Genomic DNA, 16,970 nt, shown 5'->3' with positions numbered 1-16,970 from the left:
GGGGTGGCCGCGGCCTCGGCACCCGCCGCGGGGGCCGTCGTGGCATCGGGCAGGTCGGCGCCCTCGGGCGCCCTCCGCTCGCTCTCGCTCATTTCAGGCCCCTGTTCCCGGTTTGACTGTTCCCGGTATGCCCCGGTTTGGGGCGGCATTTCCCAGCCTCGCACTCCGTCGCCATGGCTGCGCCCGGAGCCCCCTGCCCGGTAGGCTTTCCGTGTGATCTTCAAGCGCATCGGAAACGGCCGGCCGTACCCCGACCACGGCCGGGAAAGCACCCGGCAGTGGGCGGATGTCGCGCCGCGCCCGGTCCGCCTCGATCAGCTGGTGACCACCAAGGGCCAGCTGGACCTGGAGACCCTCCTCGCGGAGGACTCCACCTTCTACGGCGACCTCTTCGCGCATGTCGTGAAGTGGCAGGGCGACCTCTACCTCGAGGACGGCCTGCACCGCGCCGTCCGTGCGGCCCTGCAGCAGCGCCAGGTCCTGCACGCGCGCGTGCTCGAACTGGGCTAGCGCCCCGGGCACACCGCCGCGGTGGCGACCTCAAGTCGGCATTGACCCTTTCGGGTTGGGTTCGGCCGCCACCCATTGATCATTTAGTAGGCAGACCCCACCCCCGGCATTACGCTGCGCCCATGAGCATGCTCACACCCCCCGGCATGGGCGGCGAATACCGCATCACGGGGGACAAGTACCCGCGGATGCGCCGCAACCGGCGGCGCCGCCGGATCGTGCTCGCGGTCTTCGCCTGCGCCGCCGCTCTCGGGCTGCTTGCCTACGGGACCATCGAGTTGATCGCCGTCTTCTCGGGCGACAAGAGCGACAGAACCGTCGCCGCCAACAAGCCCGACTGCAAGCCGGCCGCCGCCTCCTCGGCCCCGCCGAAGAAGCCCCCGATGGTGCTGCCGAAGCCGGCGGAGGTGCAGGTCAACGTCTTCAACGCCACGCCGCGCGGCGGCCTCGCCAAGGAGACGGCGGACGAGCTCAAGAAGCGCGGCTTCGTCATCGGCAAGGTGGGCAACGCGTCGAAGGAGTTCGACAAGAAGGTCAAGGGCGAAGCGATACTGCTGGGCCCCAAGTCCGCTCTGACCAAGGGAATCGTCGTCCTCGGCACCCAGGTCGCGGGCGCGGAACCGCAGACGGACGCCCGTAAGACGGCGGACATCGACCTCATCCTCGGCGCGGACTTCAAGTCCCTGGCCAAGAAGGAGGACGCGGTGAAGGCCCTGGACGCCCTGACGAAGCCGGCGGCGGCACCGCCGAAGCCGAAGGGCTGCTGACGGTCTCCCCCGCTCGCCGGGACAGTCCCCTCCCGCCCGGGGGCCGAAGCCCTTTCCAGGCTATCGGCACCCACTGACAACGCCCGCTCCACGCACGCCACGCACGACGCACGCCACGCACGACGCACGCCACGCACCGAGGGGCCGCCGGACATCCGGCGGCCCCTCGGTCATGTTCTGCGGTCGAGTACAGGCGCTACTCGGCCGACCCGTACATCCGGTCCCCCGCGTCCCCGAGGCCCGGCACGATGTAGCCGACCTCGTTGAGCCGCTCGTCGACCGCCGCGGTCAGCACGGTGACCGGTGTACCGGCCAGCTCGCGCTCCATCACCTCGACGCCCTCGGGCGCCGCGAGCAGCACGACGGCGGTGACGTCGTCGGCGCCGCGCTTGATGAGCTCCTTGATGGCCGCGACCAGGGTGCCGCCGGTGGCGAGCATCGGGTCGACGACGTAGACCTGGCGTCCGGACAGGTCCTCAGGCATCCGCGTCGCATACGTGGACGCCTCGAGCGTCTCCTCGTTGCGGACCATCCCGAGGAAGCCCACCTCGGCGGTCGGAAGCAGCCGGACCATGCCGTCGAGCATGCCGAGCCCGGCGCGCAGGATCGGCACGACCAGCGGGCGCGGGTAGGAGAGCTTGACCCCGGTGGTCGGGCCCACGGGCGTCTCGATGTCGACCTGCTCGGTGCGCACGTCCCGCGTCGCCTCGTACGCGAGCAGCGTCACGAGCTCGTCGGCGAGACGGCGGAAGGTCGGGGAATCGGTGCGCTTGTCGCGCAGCGTGGTGAGTTTGTGCGCGACCAGGGGGTGGTCGACGACGTGCAGGCGCACAAGAGCCTCCAAGCTCCAGGTCACGGGTCCGAACTGCGGGCTCGACCCGCCGCCACCAGGTTACCGGCGCAAACAGGCCCCGGCTCGCGCTCACGTTCGGCACCGCACCCGTGAGCGGTCGCATCAAACCGGCCGTACGAGGGAAACTGCAGGGGCAAGACCGGAGGGTGGTGTGGCCCGTGCGAGACGAACAGCCGCAGGAGCAGCCCGAAACCGATGCCGAGCGCCGCAGGCGCCGCGCCCAGTTCCTGCGCGAGCGCCATGAGGCCAAGGAGCTGCGCGACCGTGTGAAGCCCCGGCGCGCGCGGGCGGCACGCATGCGCCAGGCCATGCGGATGCGTACGTTCCGCTGGTGACGGGGCGGCGCGGGCCCTCCTGACCGGTGTCCTGAGGATCACATCCACGGCGCGCCGCAGACACAGCGCACCGAAGACCTCTCGCGAAGCCTTCGTTTCTGCCACGATTCCGAGTGGGCGGGGCCGAAGTGCACTTCCTCGTCCAGACTCCGCCGGGGGGACCCCCGACCGGCACGCCTCAGACCAGTGGGAGAGTCACGGTGTACTTCGCCGCACTGCTCGCGCGCACCGAAGACGGGTGGGAAGCGAGCGACACGGAGCTCGACGATGTGGAGACCCTGTCGGACCTGACAGAACTGGCCCGGGAACACGCGGCCGGTGTCACGGGCGGCTCCGATGAGGAAACAGCGCTCGTCTTCATCGAGCAAGAAGATGTGTGGTTCGGCGTCGTCCGCGTGGACGGCGAAGAGGACCCCCGGATCTACGTCTCGGACGCGGCCGCGGCCTCCCGCAGCAGCTACGGCGAGATCCTCCTCACCGACGAGCTCCTTGGCCGTGAGCCCGGCACGGCCGACGAGGACGACCTGGAGGACCTGACCGACCTCGATGGCACCGAGGACGGCGAGCCCGACCCGGAGGAGGACGACGACTCCGCGGTCATCGAGGGCTCGTCCGAGGCCGTGCCCCCGGGCCCGCTCGGCGACACCCGGATCCTCGACGACCTGGGCCTGTCCGAGAAGGAACTCCTGTCCCTGCACACCGACGCCCTGAACGAGATCGCCGAGGCCCTGGGCGCCTCGGAGGTCCTGGAGACGGTGCGCTGACCCGCATACGTACAGCACCTTGAACATCTCCGATCCTGTACGCGACCGCTGGCGGGCGCCGATGGAGCACGCCCTGGAGCAGGCCGAACTGGCCCTCCGGGGCGGCGATGTCCCCGTCGGCGCCCTCGTCCTCGGCCCGGACGGCGAGCTGCTCGCCGCGGGGCACAACGAGCGCGAGGCCACCGGCGACCCCACCGCTCACGCCGAGGTCCTCGCCCTGCGCCGGGCCGCGGCGAAGCTCGGGGAGTGGCGGCTGACCGGCTGCACCCTCGTCGTCACGCTCGAACCGTGCGTGATGTGCGCGGGCGCGCTCGTGCAGTCCCGTATCGCCCGGGTCGTCTACGGGGCACGGGACGAGAAGGCCGGCGCCGCGGGCTCCCTGTGGGATCTCGTCCGCGACCGGCGGCTCAACCACCGCCCCGAGGTGGTCGCGGGCGTCCTGGAGGCGGAGTGCTCGGCCCGCCTCACCCGCTTCTTCCGGGACCGCTGAGGGCCCGTCCGGACCCGCCGGAACCGGTGTGCGGCACCTCACGACGGGCTTCGCGGATACGGATTTCTGACCAGGGGCTCCTTTGGGCTAAGCTCTCTCTCGGTAGCGTGTCCGAGCGGCCGAAGGAGCTCGCCTCGAAAGCGAGTGTTGCGCAAGTAACCGAGGGTTCAAATCCCTCCGCTACCGCTTGTGAAGGGCCCCGGCATCGCCGGGGCCCTTCGTGCTTTCCCCGGCGCCCTTATGAACTCGAGCGTTCGGCAGGCTCCTTGAGCCCCCTCTCCTCACCCGGTGTTTAAGGACCTAAGGCCCGCCAAGGCGGGCCCTTTGCCGCACTGCGCCGGTCCCGTACAGGAGCAGGATGGGTGGTGAGCCCGGCGGATCTGGCAGGAATCCGCAGGCTCTCGGGACCCGGCTCTACTGCGGGGTCCACGCCGCAAGCTTCCCCCCCTGACTGCGGCGTGGACTGAAGAGCCAGGTCCTCGTCGGGGGAAGCGGCTTGTCCCCCCGATGCCGCTTCCCCCGCCCACTCGGAGCGAAGCCCCGGCACCTTCACGGAGCCGGGGCTTTCGCCGTGGAGCCGGAGAAGCTGTGCAGGCCGTAGAGCCAATGGAGGCACCTTCACCCGGGCCCGTGAGCCGTGGATAGACTCACCCGACTGCACGCAGGAAGACAGGGCGGGGAGGCCGAACGTGGTGCAAGCGAAGAAGGTCGCGCTCTACATGGTCGTCGTCTTCGTGCTGTACACGATCATCACGTCCCCGGAACGTGCTGCCGACCTGGTCCAGGTGGGCTTCGAGGGCATTTCCGACGCGGCTCAGGGCGTCGGCGACTTCATGTCGGAGCTCGTGAACTAGACCCCCGCACGCCGCCTCCGCAGTCAGCTCGGGCATCCCGCCCTCCACTCGAACGTGGGGGGCATTTTTAGGTTTACGCCCCAACTTGCCTTCAACACGGCCTTATACGGTGCTTGCACACAGTGCACATGTCTTGTGATGCTATGACCGCTTTTGCGAAATGTTGATCGGTTGCATCGATAAGGGGTGGCGTTGACTGTGCCGGCCAGTACTGCTCCCCAAGTGCCGTCCCAGGAACCCGCGGCCGGATCCGCGGACGGCGGCGACCGTGTGCTCTCCCCGGCCAAGCAGCGGACCGCGGACACCCGGGCCCTGACCCAGGTGCTCTTCGGCCAGCTCAAGCAGCTGACCGTCGGCACCCCCGAGCACAGCCGCGTACGGGCCGCGCTGATCGAGGCGAACCTGCCGCTCGTGCGGTACGCCGCCGCGCGCTTCCGCAGCCGCAACGAGCCGATGGAGGACGTGGTCCAGGTCGGCACCATCGGCCTGATCAACGCGATCGACCGCTTCGACCCGGACCGCGGGGTGCAGTTCCCGACCTTCGCGATGCCCACGGTGGTCGGCGAGATCAAGCGGTACTTCCGCGACAACGTGCGCACCGTCCACGTACCGCGCAGGCTGCACGAGCTGTGGGTGCAGGTGACCAGCGCGACCGAGGATCTGACGACCGCGTTCGGGCGCTCGCCCACCACCGCCGAGATCGCCGAGCGGCTGCGGATCACCGAGGACGAGGTGCTTGCCTGCATCGAGGCCGGGCGTTCGTACCACGCGACCTCACTGGAGGCGGCCCAGGAGGGCGACGGGCTGCCCGGGCTGCTCGACCGGCTCGGCTATGAGGACCCCGCGCTCGACGGCGTGGAGCACCGCGATCTCGTACGGCATCTCCTGGTGCAACTGCCCGAGAGGGAGCAGCGGATTCTGCTCCTGCGCTACTACAGCAATCTCACGCAGTCGCAGATCAGCGCCGAACTCGGCGTCTCGCAGATGCATGTGTCAAGGCTCCTCGCCCGGAGCTTCGCACGACTTCGATCCGCAAACAGGATCGAAGCGTAGCTGGATCGAGTAGCGCTCTTTTGGGCCTACTTGAGCGCTCGAAAAGCCGCAGAACCCCCTTTACCTGCGCAGATTCCGCCCTTTCTTGTCGACATGTCACTACAGCGTGTTGCCGACATGTGACATTCTGCTGGAACCGCGTTTGCCGCAGCCCCACGACCGGTATTCAGGTGGAGGCTGCGTTCCTTGAAGACGGGAGCGCCGGCCGCGACCGTCCGCGACCCAAGAGGGGGTGGCATGTCCGCAGATCAGGGCAGCTCGAAGGTGCTCACGCGCAGTGCGGCGAACGCAGCCGATGTGCTGGACCGCGCAGAGATCCCGGTTGATTCCCGCCCGGCCGTCATCGACACCCGCACCCTGTCCCGCTCGCTCTTCCTGCGGCTTGCGACGCTCGACGAGGACAGCCCGGAGCGTACGTATGTACGCGACACACTCATCGAGTTGAACCTCCCGCTCGTGCGCTACGCCGCGGCACGGTTCCGCAGCCGCAACGAGCCGATGGAGGACATCGTCCAGGTCGGCACCATCGGCCTGATCAAGGCGATCGACCGCTTCGACTGTGAACGCGGCGTCGAGTTCCCGACGTTCGCGATGCCGACCGTCGTCGGCGAGATCAAGCGCTTCTTCCGCGACACCTCCTGGTCGGTGCGCGTGCCGCGCAGACTCCAGGAGCTGCGCCTGGCGCTGACCAAGGCCAGCGACGAACTCGCGCAGAAGCTCGACCGCTCCCCGACCGTGCCCGAACTCGCCGCTGTGCTCGGCGTATCGGAGGAGGACGTCGTCGACGGCCTCGCGGTCGGCAACGCGTACACCGCCTCCTCGCTCGACTCCCCGGCCGTCGAGGACGACGGCGGCGAGGGCTCGCTCGCGGACCGGCTCGGTTACGAGGACGCGGCGCTCGAAGGCGTCGAGTACCGCGAGTCCCTGAAGCCGCTGCTGGCCAAACTGCCGCCGCGCGAGCGCCAGATCATCATGCTGCGGTTCTTCGCGAACATGACGCAGTCGCAGATCGGCGAAGAGGTCGGCATCTCGCAGATGCATGTCTCGCGGCTGCTCACGCGGACCCTCGCACAGCTCAGGGAAGGGCTGATCGCGGACTGAGGACCGAGGCCGGTCCGGCTGAAATCCGGTTCCGGCCACGGGAGTTGTTGACAGGGCTTCTGATTGCAGGAATTCCAGGGTTCCTAATTGACGCCCCGTCAGCCACACTGGCGCGATGAGCGCCAGGAGTCTCTTCCTTCGCCGGCGCCGCGGCATGGCCGTCGCGGCCTCCGCCGCCGTGGTCTGCCTCGGCACCCTGCTCGCCGCCTGTGGCAGCGGCACGTCCGACGACGGTTACGTGGCCGTGGGTGCGGCGGGTGCCGGGCCCAGCGATCGGGTCGAACCGGTGGAGCCCACGGAGGACGTGGAGTTCGTACCGCTGGACGAGGACGGGAAAGAGAAGCCGCCGTCCGGATCCGCTTCGGAGAAGGACGGCGCGGACTCCGGCGGGGCCACGTCCGGTACGGGCGGCTCCGGCGGGAACGGTGGCGCGGACAGCGCAGGCTCCGGCTCGGGATCGGGCGGCTCGGAGGGGGAGTCGTCCGGCGGGAGCGGGAGTACGGGCGCGTCCGGTGCGTCCGGCTCCTCCGGTGGTACGGGAGGAGCCGGCGGGTCCGGCGGCGGTGACTCCGGTGGTACGTCGGGGAGTTCGGGCTCCTCGCCAAGTGCAGAGACCCCTGCCGGGCCCGCGGTGCTCAAGGTCGTGGGCGAGCCCGTGCGCAAGGCGACCGACAAGCGCTGGTGCGAGAAGGTCACCCTGACCCTGCACAACACCGGTGGTACGGCGGTGCGTTCGGGCGAGGTGACCTTCGGGACGCACATCATCGGCGGCCTCGGGGTCGACTGGGCGACCATCAAGTCCACGCACAAGGTGGCTGCTCCGATCGCCGCGGGGGCGAAGAAGGAGCAGACGTGGACGGTGTGCGTCGAGTCGTGGCGCGTACCCCTGGGGATGCATATCGAGACGCGGGACGTCTCGGTGAAGTGGCAGTAGGCCGGCACGGGGGCCGGGGCGCCGTGTGAAGCGTCCTGGAAAAGATTCGGGCAGCTGTCGATCCGGCCGGATCCCGTTCGACGTCATGATGTGCGGCACCTCGCCGCACACCGACGCGACAGGACCTGGCGAGGAAACCCATGGATCAACTGCTGAGAGTCATGAACTTCAACGTCTCGAGCGACGGCATCGCTGCCGGTGAGCAGCAGAGCCTGGAGCAGCCGTTCGGCCTCGAGCGTCCCGAGCGGCTGTTCTCCTGGGCCGGTGCCACGGCGAGCTGGCCGATGCGGACGGATCCCGGTGGGAGCCGGGGCCTCGACGACTACTTCACCCGTGACTTCGCGCGCAATATCGGTGCCGAGATCATGGGCCGCAACAAGTTCGGGCCCCAGCGCGGGCCCTGGCAGGGCGAGGAGTGGCACGGGTGGTGGGGGGACGAGCCCCCGTTCCGTACTCCGGTGTTCGTGATGACCCACCACACGCGGCCGTCGTTCACGCTCTCCGACACCACGTTCCACTTCGTGGACGACGACCCGGCCACGGTGCTCGAACGGGCGCGGGAAGCGGCGCAGGGCAAGGATGTCCGGCTCGGTGGCGGGGTCACCACCATCCGGCAGTTCCTCGATGCCGGCCTGGTCGACACCCTGCACGTGGCGGTCTCGCCGGTGAAGCTCGGGTCCGGACTGCAGCTGTGGGAGTCCCCCGAGGAACTGCTCGACCGCTTCCACCTGGAGGTCGTGCCCAGCGCGAGCGGTGTGACGCACCACCTGTTCTGGCGGAAGTGAGCCCGACGCCTGGCGGAGGTGAGCTGAAGCCTGGTGGAGGTGAGCCCGAAGCCTGGCGGGAGCGACGCGAGAGCCCGGTGCCGGACGTCGGCGCCGGGCTTCCCCGTCAGCCCACTAGCCGAGCGCGAGCCAGGCCACCGCGGCGACGATGACGACGGCCGCGAGGACGCCGACGATCAAGCCGATCCGCGGTCCCGCGGGAGCAGGGGCGGCCTGCGCACGGCGCGGGGCGCCCTCGTCGACGAAGGCGCGGAACATCTGGGTGCTGCCCGCGGGGTCGTGACTCTCGGGACCCTGGGGCGCCTGGGGGTTGTGTGCCATGGAGCAGGACCCTAGCGAAGTCGGGGGCCCGGCCCAACCCCAGGCCTGGTGACACATGGCCCCCGTACGCGGCCCTCACGATCCCCGTACAACCCACCAGCCCCTTTGCCCGACCATTACCAGGACTTTAAGTGCTTTGGTCCCTTTTAATTTGCCTGCGGCAACCATCCGCTTCTATGGTTGCCCTAAGCAACAAACCAGATGTCCCGGGGGATGCCCAATGGCCGCGCAGGAGCAATACGGGGAGCTCGCCCGGCAGTTGAGCGGTGTCAGTGCGGTCAAGCGGGATCTTGCCCGCGTACTGCCGGCCGACTGCCCGCCCGGCTCCGCCGCCGTGCTCACCGTGCTCGACAAGCACGGCGAGATGCGGATGAGCCGGCTCGCCGAGCTGCTCGCCATCGACATGTCGGTCACCAGCCGGCACGTCGCCCATGTCGCCGACCGCGGCTGGATCGACCGGGACCCCGACCCCGGTGACCGCCGCTCGCGCATCCTCAGACTCACACCCGCCGGAAAGCAGCGGCTCGACGAGCTCGGCGAGCGCTATACGCAGGCGCTCGCGCACTGCCTCAGCGGCTGGTCCGACGACGAGGTCGGCCAGCTGAACGCACTGCTCGCCAAGCTGCACGCCAGCTTCGGCGAGTGCCGGGGGAGCACACCCCGGCTGCAGCACCTGGCCGAGCCGCCGCCGTTGCCGGCCTGAGCCCCCACCCGAGCTCTGCCCGTACGGCTCTATCCGTACGGCCGAATCCCCCCGCAAACCGCAACAAAGCACGAAGAGAAGGACTTTCATGGCAACGACCACACCCACCGGTGTGCGGGGCAGCCATGCCAAGCACGGAGGCCCGTCGGCGAACGACGGTGCCCCGATGACGCACAAGCAGATCATGGAGGCGCTCTCCGGTCTGCTGCTCGGCATGTTCGTGGCGATCCTGTCGTCCACGATCGTCTCCAACGCCCTGCCGGAGATCATCTCCGACCTCGGCGGCGGCCAGTCCGCGTACACCTGGGTCGTCACCGCCGCCCTGCTCTCCATGACGGCCGCGACGCCGCTGTGGGGCAAGCTCGCCGACCTGTTCAGCAAGAAGCTGCTCGTCCAGATATCGCTCGTCATCTATGTGGCGGGTTCCGTCGTCGCCGGTCTTTCGACCAGCGCCGGGATGCTGATCGCCTGCCGTGTCGTCCAGGGCATCGGCGTCGGCGGTCTGTCCGCGCTCGCCCAGATCGTGATGGCCGCGATGATCGCGCCGCGCGAACGCGGCCGCTACAGCGGCTACTTGGGCGCCACCTTCGCCGTCGCGACCGTCGGCGGTCCGCTGCTCGGCGGTGTGATCACCGATCACTGGGGCTGGCGCTGGTGCTTCTACGTCGGTGTGCCGTTCGCGATCATCGCGCTCGTCGTGCTGCAGAAGACGCTCAAGCTGCCGGTCACCAAGCGCAAGGTGAAGGTCGACTGGACCGGCGCCTTCCTGATCTCGGCGGCCGTCTCGCTGCTCCTGGTCTGGGTGACCTTCGCCGGCGACAAGTACGACTGGATGTCCTGGCAGACCGGGGCGATGGTCGGCGGTTCGCTCGCACTGATCGCGCTGTTCCTGTTCACCGAGACCAAGGCCAGCGAGCCGATCATCCCGCTGCGCCTGTTCCGCAACCGCACCATCACGCTCGCCTCGCTCGCGTCGCTGTTCGTGGGTGTCGCGATGTTCAGCGGCACGGTGTTCTTCAGCCAGTACTTCCAGCTCGCGCGGGACAAGTCCCCGACGATGTCCGGGATCATGACGATCCCGATGATCGGCGGACTCTTCGTCTCCTCGACGCTCTCGGGCCAGATCATCACCAAGACCGGCAAGTGGAAGGGCTGGCTGGTCGCCGGCGGTGCCCTGGTGACGGCCGGTCTCGGTCTGCTCGGCACGATGCGGTACGACACCCCGTACTGGCATCTGGCGATCTACATGGCCCTGATGGGTCTCGGCATCGGCATGATGATGCAGAACCTCGTGCTCTGCACCCAGAACCAGGTCGACCCCAGCGACCTCGGCGCGGCCTCGTCCGTCGTCACCTTCTTCCGCTCCCTCGGTGGTGCGATCGGTGTCTCGGCGCTCGGTGCCGTCATGGCCACCCGGGTGACGGATTACGTCAAGGACGGCCTCACCGAACTCGGCCCCAAGGGCGCCGAGCTCGGGCACGGCGGCACCGGTGGCGGCGGCATTCCCAACCTGGACCAGTTGCCCGCGCCGATACGTACCGTGATGGAGGTCGCGTACGGGCACGGTGTCGCCGATGTCTTCCTGTACGCCGCTCCGGCTGCCGGACTCGCCTTCCTGATCACGCTGTTCATCAAGGAGGTGCCGCTGCGGACCGCCCACGCGGCGCCGGTGCCCGCGGTGTCCGAGGAGCCGGTGGAGTCCGCGCCCGTCGAGGCGGCCGCCGCGGCCGAGGTGACCACGGTCGCCGAGCCGGCTGCCCTCTCCGACGGCACCCCGGTCCGCGGCATCGTCCGCACCGCCGACCAGGCCCCCGTGCCCCGCGCCGCCGTCACGCTGATCTCGCTCGCGGGACGGCAGCTCGGCCGGACGATCGCGCAGGCCGACGGCGCGTACAGCGTGGACGCTCCGGGCCCCGGCTCGTACGTCCTGATCGCGTCCGCCGACGGCTTCCAGCCGCAGGCCGCCACGGTCGTCGTGGGCGAAGGCCCTCTCGCGTACGACCTGCTGCTCAGCGGTACGAGCGGGCTCACCGGAGTCGTGCTCGCCGCCGAGGGCGGTGAGCCGGTCGTCGGCGCGATGGTCGTCGTGACCGATGTGCGCGGCGATGTGCTGGCCACCGGACTCAGCGGCGAGCAGGGCGAGTTCGGCTTCGCGGAGCTGGTGCCGGGTGCGGTGACCGTCGCGGTGAACGCTCCGGGGCACCGTCCCGTCGCGCTCCCCGTCGAGGTGGCCGGACAGGGCGTCACGCAGATCGAAGTGGCGCTGCACTCCGGGGCCCGGGTCGGCGGGCGTGTGCTCGCCGGCGGCGGTCCGCTGAAGGACGCGCGGGTCACGCTGGTGGACGGCGCCGGCAATGTGGTCGCGACCGCGACGACCGGCGAGGACGGTGCGTACGCCTTCGCCGATCTGGACGGCGGCGAGTACACGCTGATGGCCACCGGCTATCCGCCGGCCGCGATGGCCCTGACGGTCGCGGGCCGCGGGGTCGACGGGCAGGACATCGAGCTCACCCACCCCGACGCGTAACGCGCTTACGGGAGCGGGTAGTTCAGGACCCACGTTCCCCGGTCCCTGCTCCTAGCGGAGGCAGGGGCCGGTGAACGGACAGGGAAAGGGGGCCCGGCGGGCAGGGGACGGCCCGCCGGGCCCCGATTTTGCTTCTGGTGCCTTGACCGGCATCCATTGCCTGATCAGGCATCCATGCAAGGGGAGTTGGCTGTGGGAGTGACGGCGCGGATCCGGACCGGCGACGGCTGGGCGGTCGAGCACGCGGTGGTGACGCTGACGGACATGCGCGGCGAGCAGGTGCTCAGAGCGGGTGCGGACGCGGAGGGTGCCGTACGGACGACGGAGGTCCTCGTCGCCGGCCCGTACACCGCGATCGTCACGGCCGTCGGCTACGCGCCGCACGCCGCGACCGCCCTGGTCACGGCGAGCGGCCGGGCCGAGCTCGGCACGATCGCGCTCACCCGGCAGGGCGGGGCCGAACTCCCGCCGCCCGGACGCTGGTCCATCGACCCGGCGCACTCCACGGTGGCCGCGGTCGCGCAGCATCTGGGGATCTCCAGCGTGCACGGACGGTTCACCGAGTTCGGCGGGACCATCGAGATCGCGCCCGACGTCCGTTCCTCGACGGTCGAGGCCACGCTGGTCGCCGACTCCATCGACACCGGCAACGCGCTGCGCGACAAGCATCTGCGCTCCCCCGACTTCCTCGACGTCGAGCAGCACCCGTCGCTCGTCTACCGCGGTACGTCGGTACGCGAGACCGCACCCGGCAAGTGGACGGTGGACGGCACGCTCACGCTGCGCGGCGTCACCCGTGAAGTCCCCCTGGAACTCACGTACTCGGGCACGAGCACCGACCCCTGGGGCGGGCTGCGCGCCGGTTTCCGCGCGAGCGCGACCCTGCACCGCGAGGACTTCGCGATGCACTACAACCAGATCGTGCAGGCCGGGGTCGCGGCGATCGGGGCGACGCTGCGGGTGGAGCTGGACATTCAGCTCGTACGGGAAGAGCTTCGGGAAGGCCTTCGGGAAGACGCGGCCGCCGACTCGTAAGGTGAGCCGTATGGCCAGAAGCATCGCTACCAACACCCGTGTCGACCTCGACCAGTTGCTGGATTTCGTACGCCCACGTCACCGGGCGGTCCTGCTCACGCGCCGCGCGGACGGGAGCCCGCAGGCGTCCCCGCTGACCTGCGGTGTCGACGATTCGGGCCGGATCGTGATGTCCACGTATCCGGAGCGCGCGAAGACCCGTAACGCCAAGCGGGACGAGCGCGTGAGCGTGCTCGTCCTGAGCGACGAGTGGAACGGGCCGTGGGTGCAGATCGACGGGACCGCCGAGGTGATCGACTCCCCCGCGTCGGTGGAGCCGCTCGTGGAGTACTTCCGCACCATCTCCGGTGAGCATCCGGACTGGGACGAATACCGCGAGGCGATGGTCGAGCAGGGCAAGTCGATCATCCGGGTCACACCCGAGCGGTGGGGGCCCGTGGCGACGGGCGGGTTTCCGGCGCGGCTCGCGTAGGGACTGTCAGGCCGAGGACTCCTCGGCGCGCGCCACCATCGCCTCGATCCCCGTGATCAGCACATCGAGCCCGAACGCGAAGTCACGCGTCCACATCTCCGCGACCGTGGAGCCGCCCCGGGCCTCGATGATCGGCTTGGAGCGCTCCATGGTGTCCATGAGTTCCGGATCCTTCTGGAAGGCGGCCATGGCCTGCGCGTAGTACTCGTCCTGGGTGACCCCGGACTCGTCGCACCTGCGCTGGAAGTTCCCCATCGTCGTGCTGAAGCCGTACACGAACTGGAAGACCGCGGTGATCGCACCCGCCTGCCCCGCGGGCGGCAGTCCCGTCGCGATCGCGATGTCCTGGATGGCACGTGCGACCTGGAGCGCGTTCGGTCCGATGTTGAGATACGTGTTGAGGATCGCGGCGGCCCAGGTGTGCCGCACCAGCATGGACCGGTACGACTCGGCGAGCGCCCGCAGATCGTCCCGCCAGCTCACGGCCCGGTCCGGATCGGGCAGCTCCACCTCGCGGAAGGCGGCGTCCAGGGCGAGTTCGAGAATGTCGTCCTTGGTGTCCACGTACCAGTAGACGGACATCGCGGTGACGTTCAGCTCCGCGGCCAGCTTGCGCATCGAGAACTTGGCCAGTCCCTCCGCGTCCAGCATCCGGATCGACGTCTCCACGATCTTGTCGCGGTCGAGCCCGTCCGGCTGGTCCGGCTTACGGCGCCGTCCGGCCTTCTCACTGTCCAGCCAGATGCTGGAGGTCGCAGGGTGCTTGGCCCGCTCGGCTGCCCTGACCATGACGCACCTTCTTGTCCGTTACGAGGGTGGGTGCGGCGGACCGTACCGGAACAGCCCGGTCCGATCCGCCGCACTCGATGCTACTTAGCCTGCCTGAGCCGCACCGTCGTCGGCCTTGGCTGCGTCGGCCCTGTCCGCGGCCTTGTTCACGTCGGCCTTGTCGAGGGGACCGGCCTGAGGCGGCACCGCGGGGCCGCCGCCCGCCAGCTCGGCCCGGCGCAGGAGCGCCGCCGCGAGCAGACCGCCGAGGAAGACCGCGATGGCGCCGACCAGCTGGCTGGTCTGCAGACCGGTGGCGAAGGCGTCCTGGATCTCGGCCCGCTCTCCGGCGCTCTTGGCCGCCGCGACCGCGGCCGGCAGCGAGCTGGCGGTGACGGTGACGAGCGCCGCGAAGCGGGCGTTGAGGACCGCGCCGAGCACGGCCACACCGAGACCGTTGCCGAACTCCGCGAGGGTGCCGTTGATGCCCGCGCCCACGCCCGCCTTCTCGGCCGGGATGGCGCTCATGATCGCGTTGGCCATGGCGGGCTGGGCGACCGCGAGACCGAGGCCGAACAGGAACAGGCCGAGCAGCATGCCCCAGTAGCTGCCGTCGGTGCCGCCGCCGAGGATCGCGATGGAGGCGAGACCGAGGGCGACGACCGTCATGCCGAGCAGCACGGTCTTCGGCACGCCCAGCTTCATCAGGAACTTCGGGCCGATGCCGGTGACGTTCAGGGCCACCACGGTCAGCGCGAGGGGCGCCATCCGCAGACCGGCCTCCAACGGCTCGTATCCGAGGACGAATTGGAGGTGCTGCGTCAGCAGGAAGAGTGAACCGCCCATGCCGAAGACGACGAGCAGCGAACCGGAGACCGCGCCGATGAACTTCGGGTTCTGGAAGAAGTGCATGTCCAGCATCGGATACGGGATGCGCAGCTCGTAGAGCGCGAAGGCACCGAGGAACACCGCACCCACCAGGGCGGAGACCCCGACCTGTGCGGAGAACCAGCCGTGCTCGGGCCCGGAGATGATCGCGAAGACCACCGAGGACATACCGATGGTGGAGAGCAGCGCGCCCATCAGGTCGGGCTTGTCCCCCTGCGGGTTCTTGGACTCGGGCACCAGCTTGATCACGGCCACGAGGCCGATGAGCGCGACGGGGATGTTGATCAGGAAGATCGCGCCCCACCAGTAGTGCTCCAGGATGAACCCGCCGACGAGCGGGCCGCAGACGAAGCCGAGCGAGCCGACCGTGGCCCACAGGGCGATGGCCTTGACGCGCTCGCTCTCGTCGAAGATCTGCATGACGACCGCGAGCGTGGTGGTCATGAGCAGCGCGCCGCCGATGCCCATACCGGCGCGTGCGGCGATCAACTGGCCGCTGGAGTCCGCGAGTCCGGCCCACAGCGAGCCGATGCCGAACAGCGCGAGTCCGAGGGCGAGCAGCTTCTTGCGGCCGTAGCGGTCGGCCATGTTGCCGGCCGTGAGCAGCAGGCCGGACTGGACGAGCGAGTACGCGTTGATCATCCACTGGATGTCGGCGGTGGACGCGTCGAGCTCCGTGGTGAGCGAGGGGATCGCCACGCTCAGGACGGTGTTGTCGAGCAGCACGGTGAGCTGGGCCAGGCAGATGACGCCGAGGATCAGCCAGCGCTGCGGGTGGCCTCCGGTGAGGGCTCCGGCTCCGGAGGGTTGGTCGGCGGTCGGGGCCGTCATGGGGCAGGACTCCTTGTACGGTGTACGGGAAGTGGTCCCGTACACCGTACAAGGGCTTCTTCTACGGTGTACAGCGAGTTTGCGTCAGTCCGCGGGGCTCATCGCGCGCCGGCTCCCACGGGGACCCCGGCCGCGGTCTCGGCGGGCTTGACGGCCGTCTCGGCGGGCTTGATCAGATAGCCGGCGCCGCGCCGCGTGTGAATCATCGGCGGCCGTCCGGCGTCGAGCTTCTTCCTCAGATACGAGATGTAGAGCTCCACGACGTTCGCCTTGCCGCCGAAGTCGTAACTCCACACGCGGTCGAGGATCTGCGCCTTGCTGAGCACCCGGCGCGGATTGCGCATCAGATACCGGAGCAGCTCGAACTCGGTCGCGGTGAGCTGGATCTGCTCGCCGCCGCGCGTCACCTCGTGGCTGTCCTCGTCGAGGGTCAAGTCCCCCACGGCGAGCAGGGATTCACTCCGCTTGGCCGCCGCGCCGGACCTGCGGATCAGACCGCGCAGCCGGGCCACGACCTCCTCCAGGCCGAACGGCTTGGTGACGTGGTCGTCGCCGCCCGCGGTGAGCCCGGCGATCCGGTCCTCCACCGCGTCCTTGGCGGTCAGGAAGAGCACCGGGACGTCGGGGGCGTCGGCGCGTACGCGGCCCAGGACGGTGAGCCCGTGCATGTCGGGCAGCATCACGTCGAGGATCACGGCATCGGGCCGGAACGACCGTGCGGCCTGGATGGCGCTCGCGCCGTCGTGCGCGGTGCGCACCTCCCAGCCCTCGTAGCGCAGCGCCATGGCGAGCAGCTCGGTGATCGAGGCCTCGTCGTCCACGACCAGCACCCGCACGGGAGAGCCGTCCGGCCGGAACAGTTCGGTACGTGTGTCGCTCTTGATGGGGGCCATGGTGACGACCTTCGCGGGGACCCGTGAGAGCTGTCTGACGCGAATCTGTGAATTCCCTGAGAAACGGTTGAGGGGCGGGGCGGGGT

19 protein-coding genes and 1 tRNA gene are annotated in these 16,970 nt (G+C 69.6%); 15 read left to right on the top strand and 5 right to left on the bottom strand.

The window, feature by feature from the left end; all coding sequences use genetic code 11:
• Window positions 1–213: 213 nt before the first annotated feature.
• Window positions 214–510, top strand: a complete 297-nt coding sequence (locus G6045_RS30775) for a type II toxin-antitoxin system VapB family antitoxin (RefSeq protein ID WP_003955420.1) — start codon at window positions 214–216, stop codon at window positions 508–510.
• A 122-nt stretch (window positions 511–632) separates the two neighbouring features.
• Window positions 633–1,277 (top strand): LytR C-terminal domain-containing protein, encoded by a 645-nt coding sequence (locus G6045_RS30770; protein ID WP_165335437.1) that lies wholly within the window; start codon window positions 633–635, stop codon window positions 1,275–1,277.
• Between the two features lie 196 nt (window positions 1,278–1,473).
• Here G6045_RS30770 and upp read toward each other — a convergent pair whose 3' ends face one another.
• Window positions 1,474–2,109: a uracil phosphoribosyltransferase gene (upp, locus tag G6045_RS30765; protein WP_165335436.1), complete on the bottom strand. Its 636-nt coding sequence runs from the start codon at window positions 2,107–2,109 to the stop codon at window positions 1,474–1,476.
• A 167-nt stretch (window positions 2,110–2,276) separates the two neighbouring features.
• On the opposite strand from upp, the gene G6045_RS30760 reads away from it, so the two are divergent.
• The 9 genes from G6045_RS30760 to G6045_RS30720 all read left to right on the top strand — a co-directional run bounded on the left by G6045_RS30760 (window position 2,277) and on the right by G6045_RS30720 (window position 8,446).
• Entirely contained in the window at window positions 2,277–2,465 is a 189-nt protein-coding gene (locus G6045_RS30760; protein ID WP_165335435.1) for a hypothetical protein, read from the top strand.
• Between the two features lie 200 nt (window positions 2,466–2,665).
• On the top strand, window positions 2,666–3,229 hold the full coding sequence (locus G6045_RS30755) for a tRNA adenosine deaminase-associated protein (RefSeq protein WP_165335434.1): 564 nt from the start codon (window positions 2,666–2,668) through the stop codon (window positions 3,227–3,229).
• A 61-nt stretch (window positions 3,230–3,290) separates the two neighbouring features.
• Window positions 3,291–3,719 carry a tRNA adenosine(34) deaminase TadA gene (gene tadA, locus G6045_RS30750; protein ID WP_165335439.1) on the top strand — a complete coding sequence of 143 codons (429 nt, stop codon included), beginning with the start codon at window positions 3,291–3,293 and terminating at the stop codon, window positions 3,717–3,719.
• Between the two features lie 101 nt (window positions 3,720–3,820).
• Window positions 3,821–3,905, top strand: a tRNA-Ser gene (locus G6045_RS30745).
• A gap of 503 nt (window positions 3,906–4,408) precedes the next feature.
• Window positions 4,409–4,573 (top strand): hypothetical protein, encoded by a 165-nt coding sequence (locus tag G6045_RS30740; protein WP_165335433.1) that lies wholly within the window; start codon window positions 4,409–4,411, stop codon window positions 4,571–4,573.
• Window positions 4,574–4,771: 198 nt separating this feature from the next.
• On the top strand, window positions 4,772–5,626 hold the full coding sequence (locus tag G6045_RS30735; protein WP_408056382.1) for an RNA polymerase sigma factor SigF: 855 nt from the start codon (window positions 4,772–4,774) through the stop codon (window positions 5,624–5,626).
• A 237-nt stretch (window positions 5,627–5,863) separates the two neighbouring features.
• The gene (locus G6045_RS30730) at window positions 5,864–6,727 is read left to right on the top strand and encodes an RNA polymerase sigma factor SigF (protein WP_165335431.1); all 864 of its coding nucleotides are present in this window, start codon (window positions 5,864–5,866) and stop codon (window positions 6,725–6,727) included.
• Window positions 6,728–6,842: 115 nt separating this feature from the next.
• On the top strand, window positions 6,843–7,661 hold the full coding sequence (locus G6045_RS30725) for a hypothetical protein (RefSeq protein WP_235968410.1): 819 nt from the start codon (window positions 6,843–6,845) through the stop codon (window positions 7,659–7,661).
• 140 nt (window positions 7,662–7,801) lie between these two features.
• Window positions 7,802–8,446 (top strand): dihydrofolate reductase family protein, encoded by a 645-nt coding sequence (locus tag G6045_RS30720; protein ID WP_165335430.1) that lies wholly within the window; start codon window positions 7,802–7,804, stop codon window positions 8,444–8,446.
• Window positions 8,447–8,560: 114 nt separating this feature from the next.
• Here G6045_RS30720 and G6045_RS30715 read toward each other — a convergent pair whose 3' ends face one another.
• Window positions 8,561–8,767, bottom strand: a complete 207-nt coding sequence (locus G6045_RS30715; RefSeq protein WP_165335429.1) for a hypothetical protein — start codon at window positions 8,765–8,767, stop codon at window positions 8,561–8,563.
• A gap of 220 nt (window positions 8,768–8,987) precedes the next feature.
• Here G6045_RS30715 and G6045_RS30710 point away from each other — a divergent pair, with 220 nt between their 5' ends.
• From G6045_RS30710 to G6045_RS30695, 4 genes are all read left to right on the top strand, one after another.
• Complete coding sequence (locus tag G6045_RS30710; protein WP_165335428.1) at window positions 8,988–9,470, top strand: MarR family winged helix-turn-helix transcriptional regulator; 483 nt, start codon at window positions 8,988–8,990, stop codon at window positions 9,468–9,470.
• A gap of 88 nt (window positions 9,471–9,558) precedes the next feature.
• A complete protein-coding gene (locus G6045_RS30705; RefSeq protein WP_165335427.1) occupies window positions 9,559–11,997 on the top strand; it encodes an MFS transporter in 2,439 nt (812 codons plus the stop codon).
• Between the two features lie 192 nt (window positions 11,998–12,189).
• Window positions 12,190–13,032, top strand: a complete 843-nt coding sequence (locus G6045_RS30700; protein WP_165335426.1) for a YceI family protein — start codon at window positions 12,190–12,192, stop codon at window positions 13,030–13,032.
• A gap of 10 nt (window positions 13,033–13,042) precedes the next feature.
• Window positions 13,043–13,504: a PPOX class F420-dependent oxidoreductase gene (locus tag G6045_RS30695; RefSeq protein ID WP_165335425.1), complete on the top strand. Its 462-nt coding sequence runs from the start codon at window positions 13,043–13,045 to the stop codon at window positions 13,502–13,504.
• Window positions 13,505–13,510: 6 nt separating this feature from the next.
• Here the strand turns inward: G6045_RS30695 and G6045_RS30690 are convergent, their stop codons facing one another.
• The 3 genes from G6045_RS30690 to G6045_RS30680 all read right to left on the bottom strand — a co-directional run bounded on the left by G6045_RS30690 (window position 13,511) and on the right by G6045_RS30680 (window position 16,884).
• On the bottom strand, window positions 13,511–14,293 hold the full coding sequence (locus G6045_RS30690; protein ID WP_165335424.1) for a TetR/AcrR family transcriptional regulator: 783 nt from the start codon (window positions 14,291–14,293) through the stop codon (window positions 13,511–13,513).
• Between the two features lie 84 nt (window positions 14,294–14,377).
• Window positions 14,378–15,991: an MFS transporter gene (locus tag G6045_RS30685; protein WP_165335423.1), complete on the bottom strand. Its 1,614-nt coding sequence runs from the start codon at window positions 15,989–15,991 to the stop codon at window positions 14,378–14,380.
• Window positions 15,992–16,089: 98 nt separating this feature from the next.
• Window positions 16,090–16,884: a response regulator transcription factor gene (locus G6045_RS30680; protein ID WP_165335422.1), complete on the bottom strand. Its 795-nt coding sequence runs from the start codon at window positions 16,882–16,884 to the stop codon at window positions 16,090–16,092.
• Window positions 16,885–16,970: the final 86 nt, after the last annotated feature.

Origin of the sequence: Streptomyces mesophilus (genome assembly GCF_011044995.1) — a bacterium.
Lineage (GTDB): Bacteria > Actinomycetota > Actinomycetes > Streptomycetales > Streptomycetaceae > Streptomyces > Streptomyces mesophilus.
This window is presented reverse-complemented; position numbering and strand designations above follow the sequence as displayed.

What these genes read in the sequence shown, in the direction of transcription:
- G6045_RS30770 (WP_165335437.1), top strand. Translation starts at nt 633, where the DNA reads ATGAGCATGCTCACACCCCCCGGCATGGGCGGCGAATACCGCATCACG.
- tadA (WP_165335439.1), top strand. Translation starts at nt 3,291, where the DNA reads ATGGAGCACGCCCTGGAGCAGGCCGAACTGGCCCTCCGGGGCGGCGAT.
- G6045_RS30730 (WP_165335431.1), top strand. Translation starts at nt 5,864, where the DNA reads ATGTCCGCAGATCAGGGCAGCTCGAAGGTGCTCACGCGCAGTGCGGCG.
- G6045_RS30725 (WP_235968410.1), top strand. Translation starts at nt 6,843, where the DNA reads ATGAGCGCCAGGAGTCTCTTCCTTCGCCGGCGCCGCGGCATGGCCGTC.
- G6045_RS30720 (WP_165335430.1), top strand. Translation starts at nt 7,802, where the DNA reads ATGGATCAACTGCTGAGAGTCATGAACTTCAACGTCTCGAGCGACGGC.
- G6045_RS30715 (WP_165335429.1), bottom strand. Translation starts at nt 8,767, where the DNA reads ATGGCACACAACCCCCAGGCGCCCCAGGGTCCCGAGAGTCACGACCCC.
- G6045_RS30710 (WP_165335428.1), top strand. Translation starts at nt 8,988, where the DNA reads ATGGCCGCGCAGGAGCAATACGGGGAGCTCGCCCGGCAGTTGAGCGGT.
- G6045_RS30705 (WP_165335427.1), top strand. Translation starts at nt 9,559, where the DNA reads ATGGCAACGACCACACCCACCGGTGTGCGGGGCAGCCATGCCAAGCAC.
- G6045_RS30695 (WP_165335425.1), top strand. Translation starts at nt 13,043, where the DNA reads ATGGCCAGAAGCATCGCTACCAACACCCGTGTCGACCTCGACCAGTTG.
- G6045_RS30690 (WP_165335424.1), bottom strand. Translation starts at nt 14,293, where the DNA reads ATGGTCAGGGCAGCCGAGCGGGCCAAGCACCCTGCGACCTCCAGCATC.
- G6045_RS30685 (WP_165335423.1), bottom strand. Translation starts at nt 15,991, where the DNA reads ATGACGGCCCCGACCGCCGACCAACCCTCCGGAGCCGGAGCCCTCACC.
- G6045_RS30680 (WP_165335422.1), bottom strand. Translation starts at nt 16,884, where the DNA reads ATGGCCCCCATCAAGAGCGACACACGTACCGAACTGTTCCGGCCGGAC.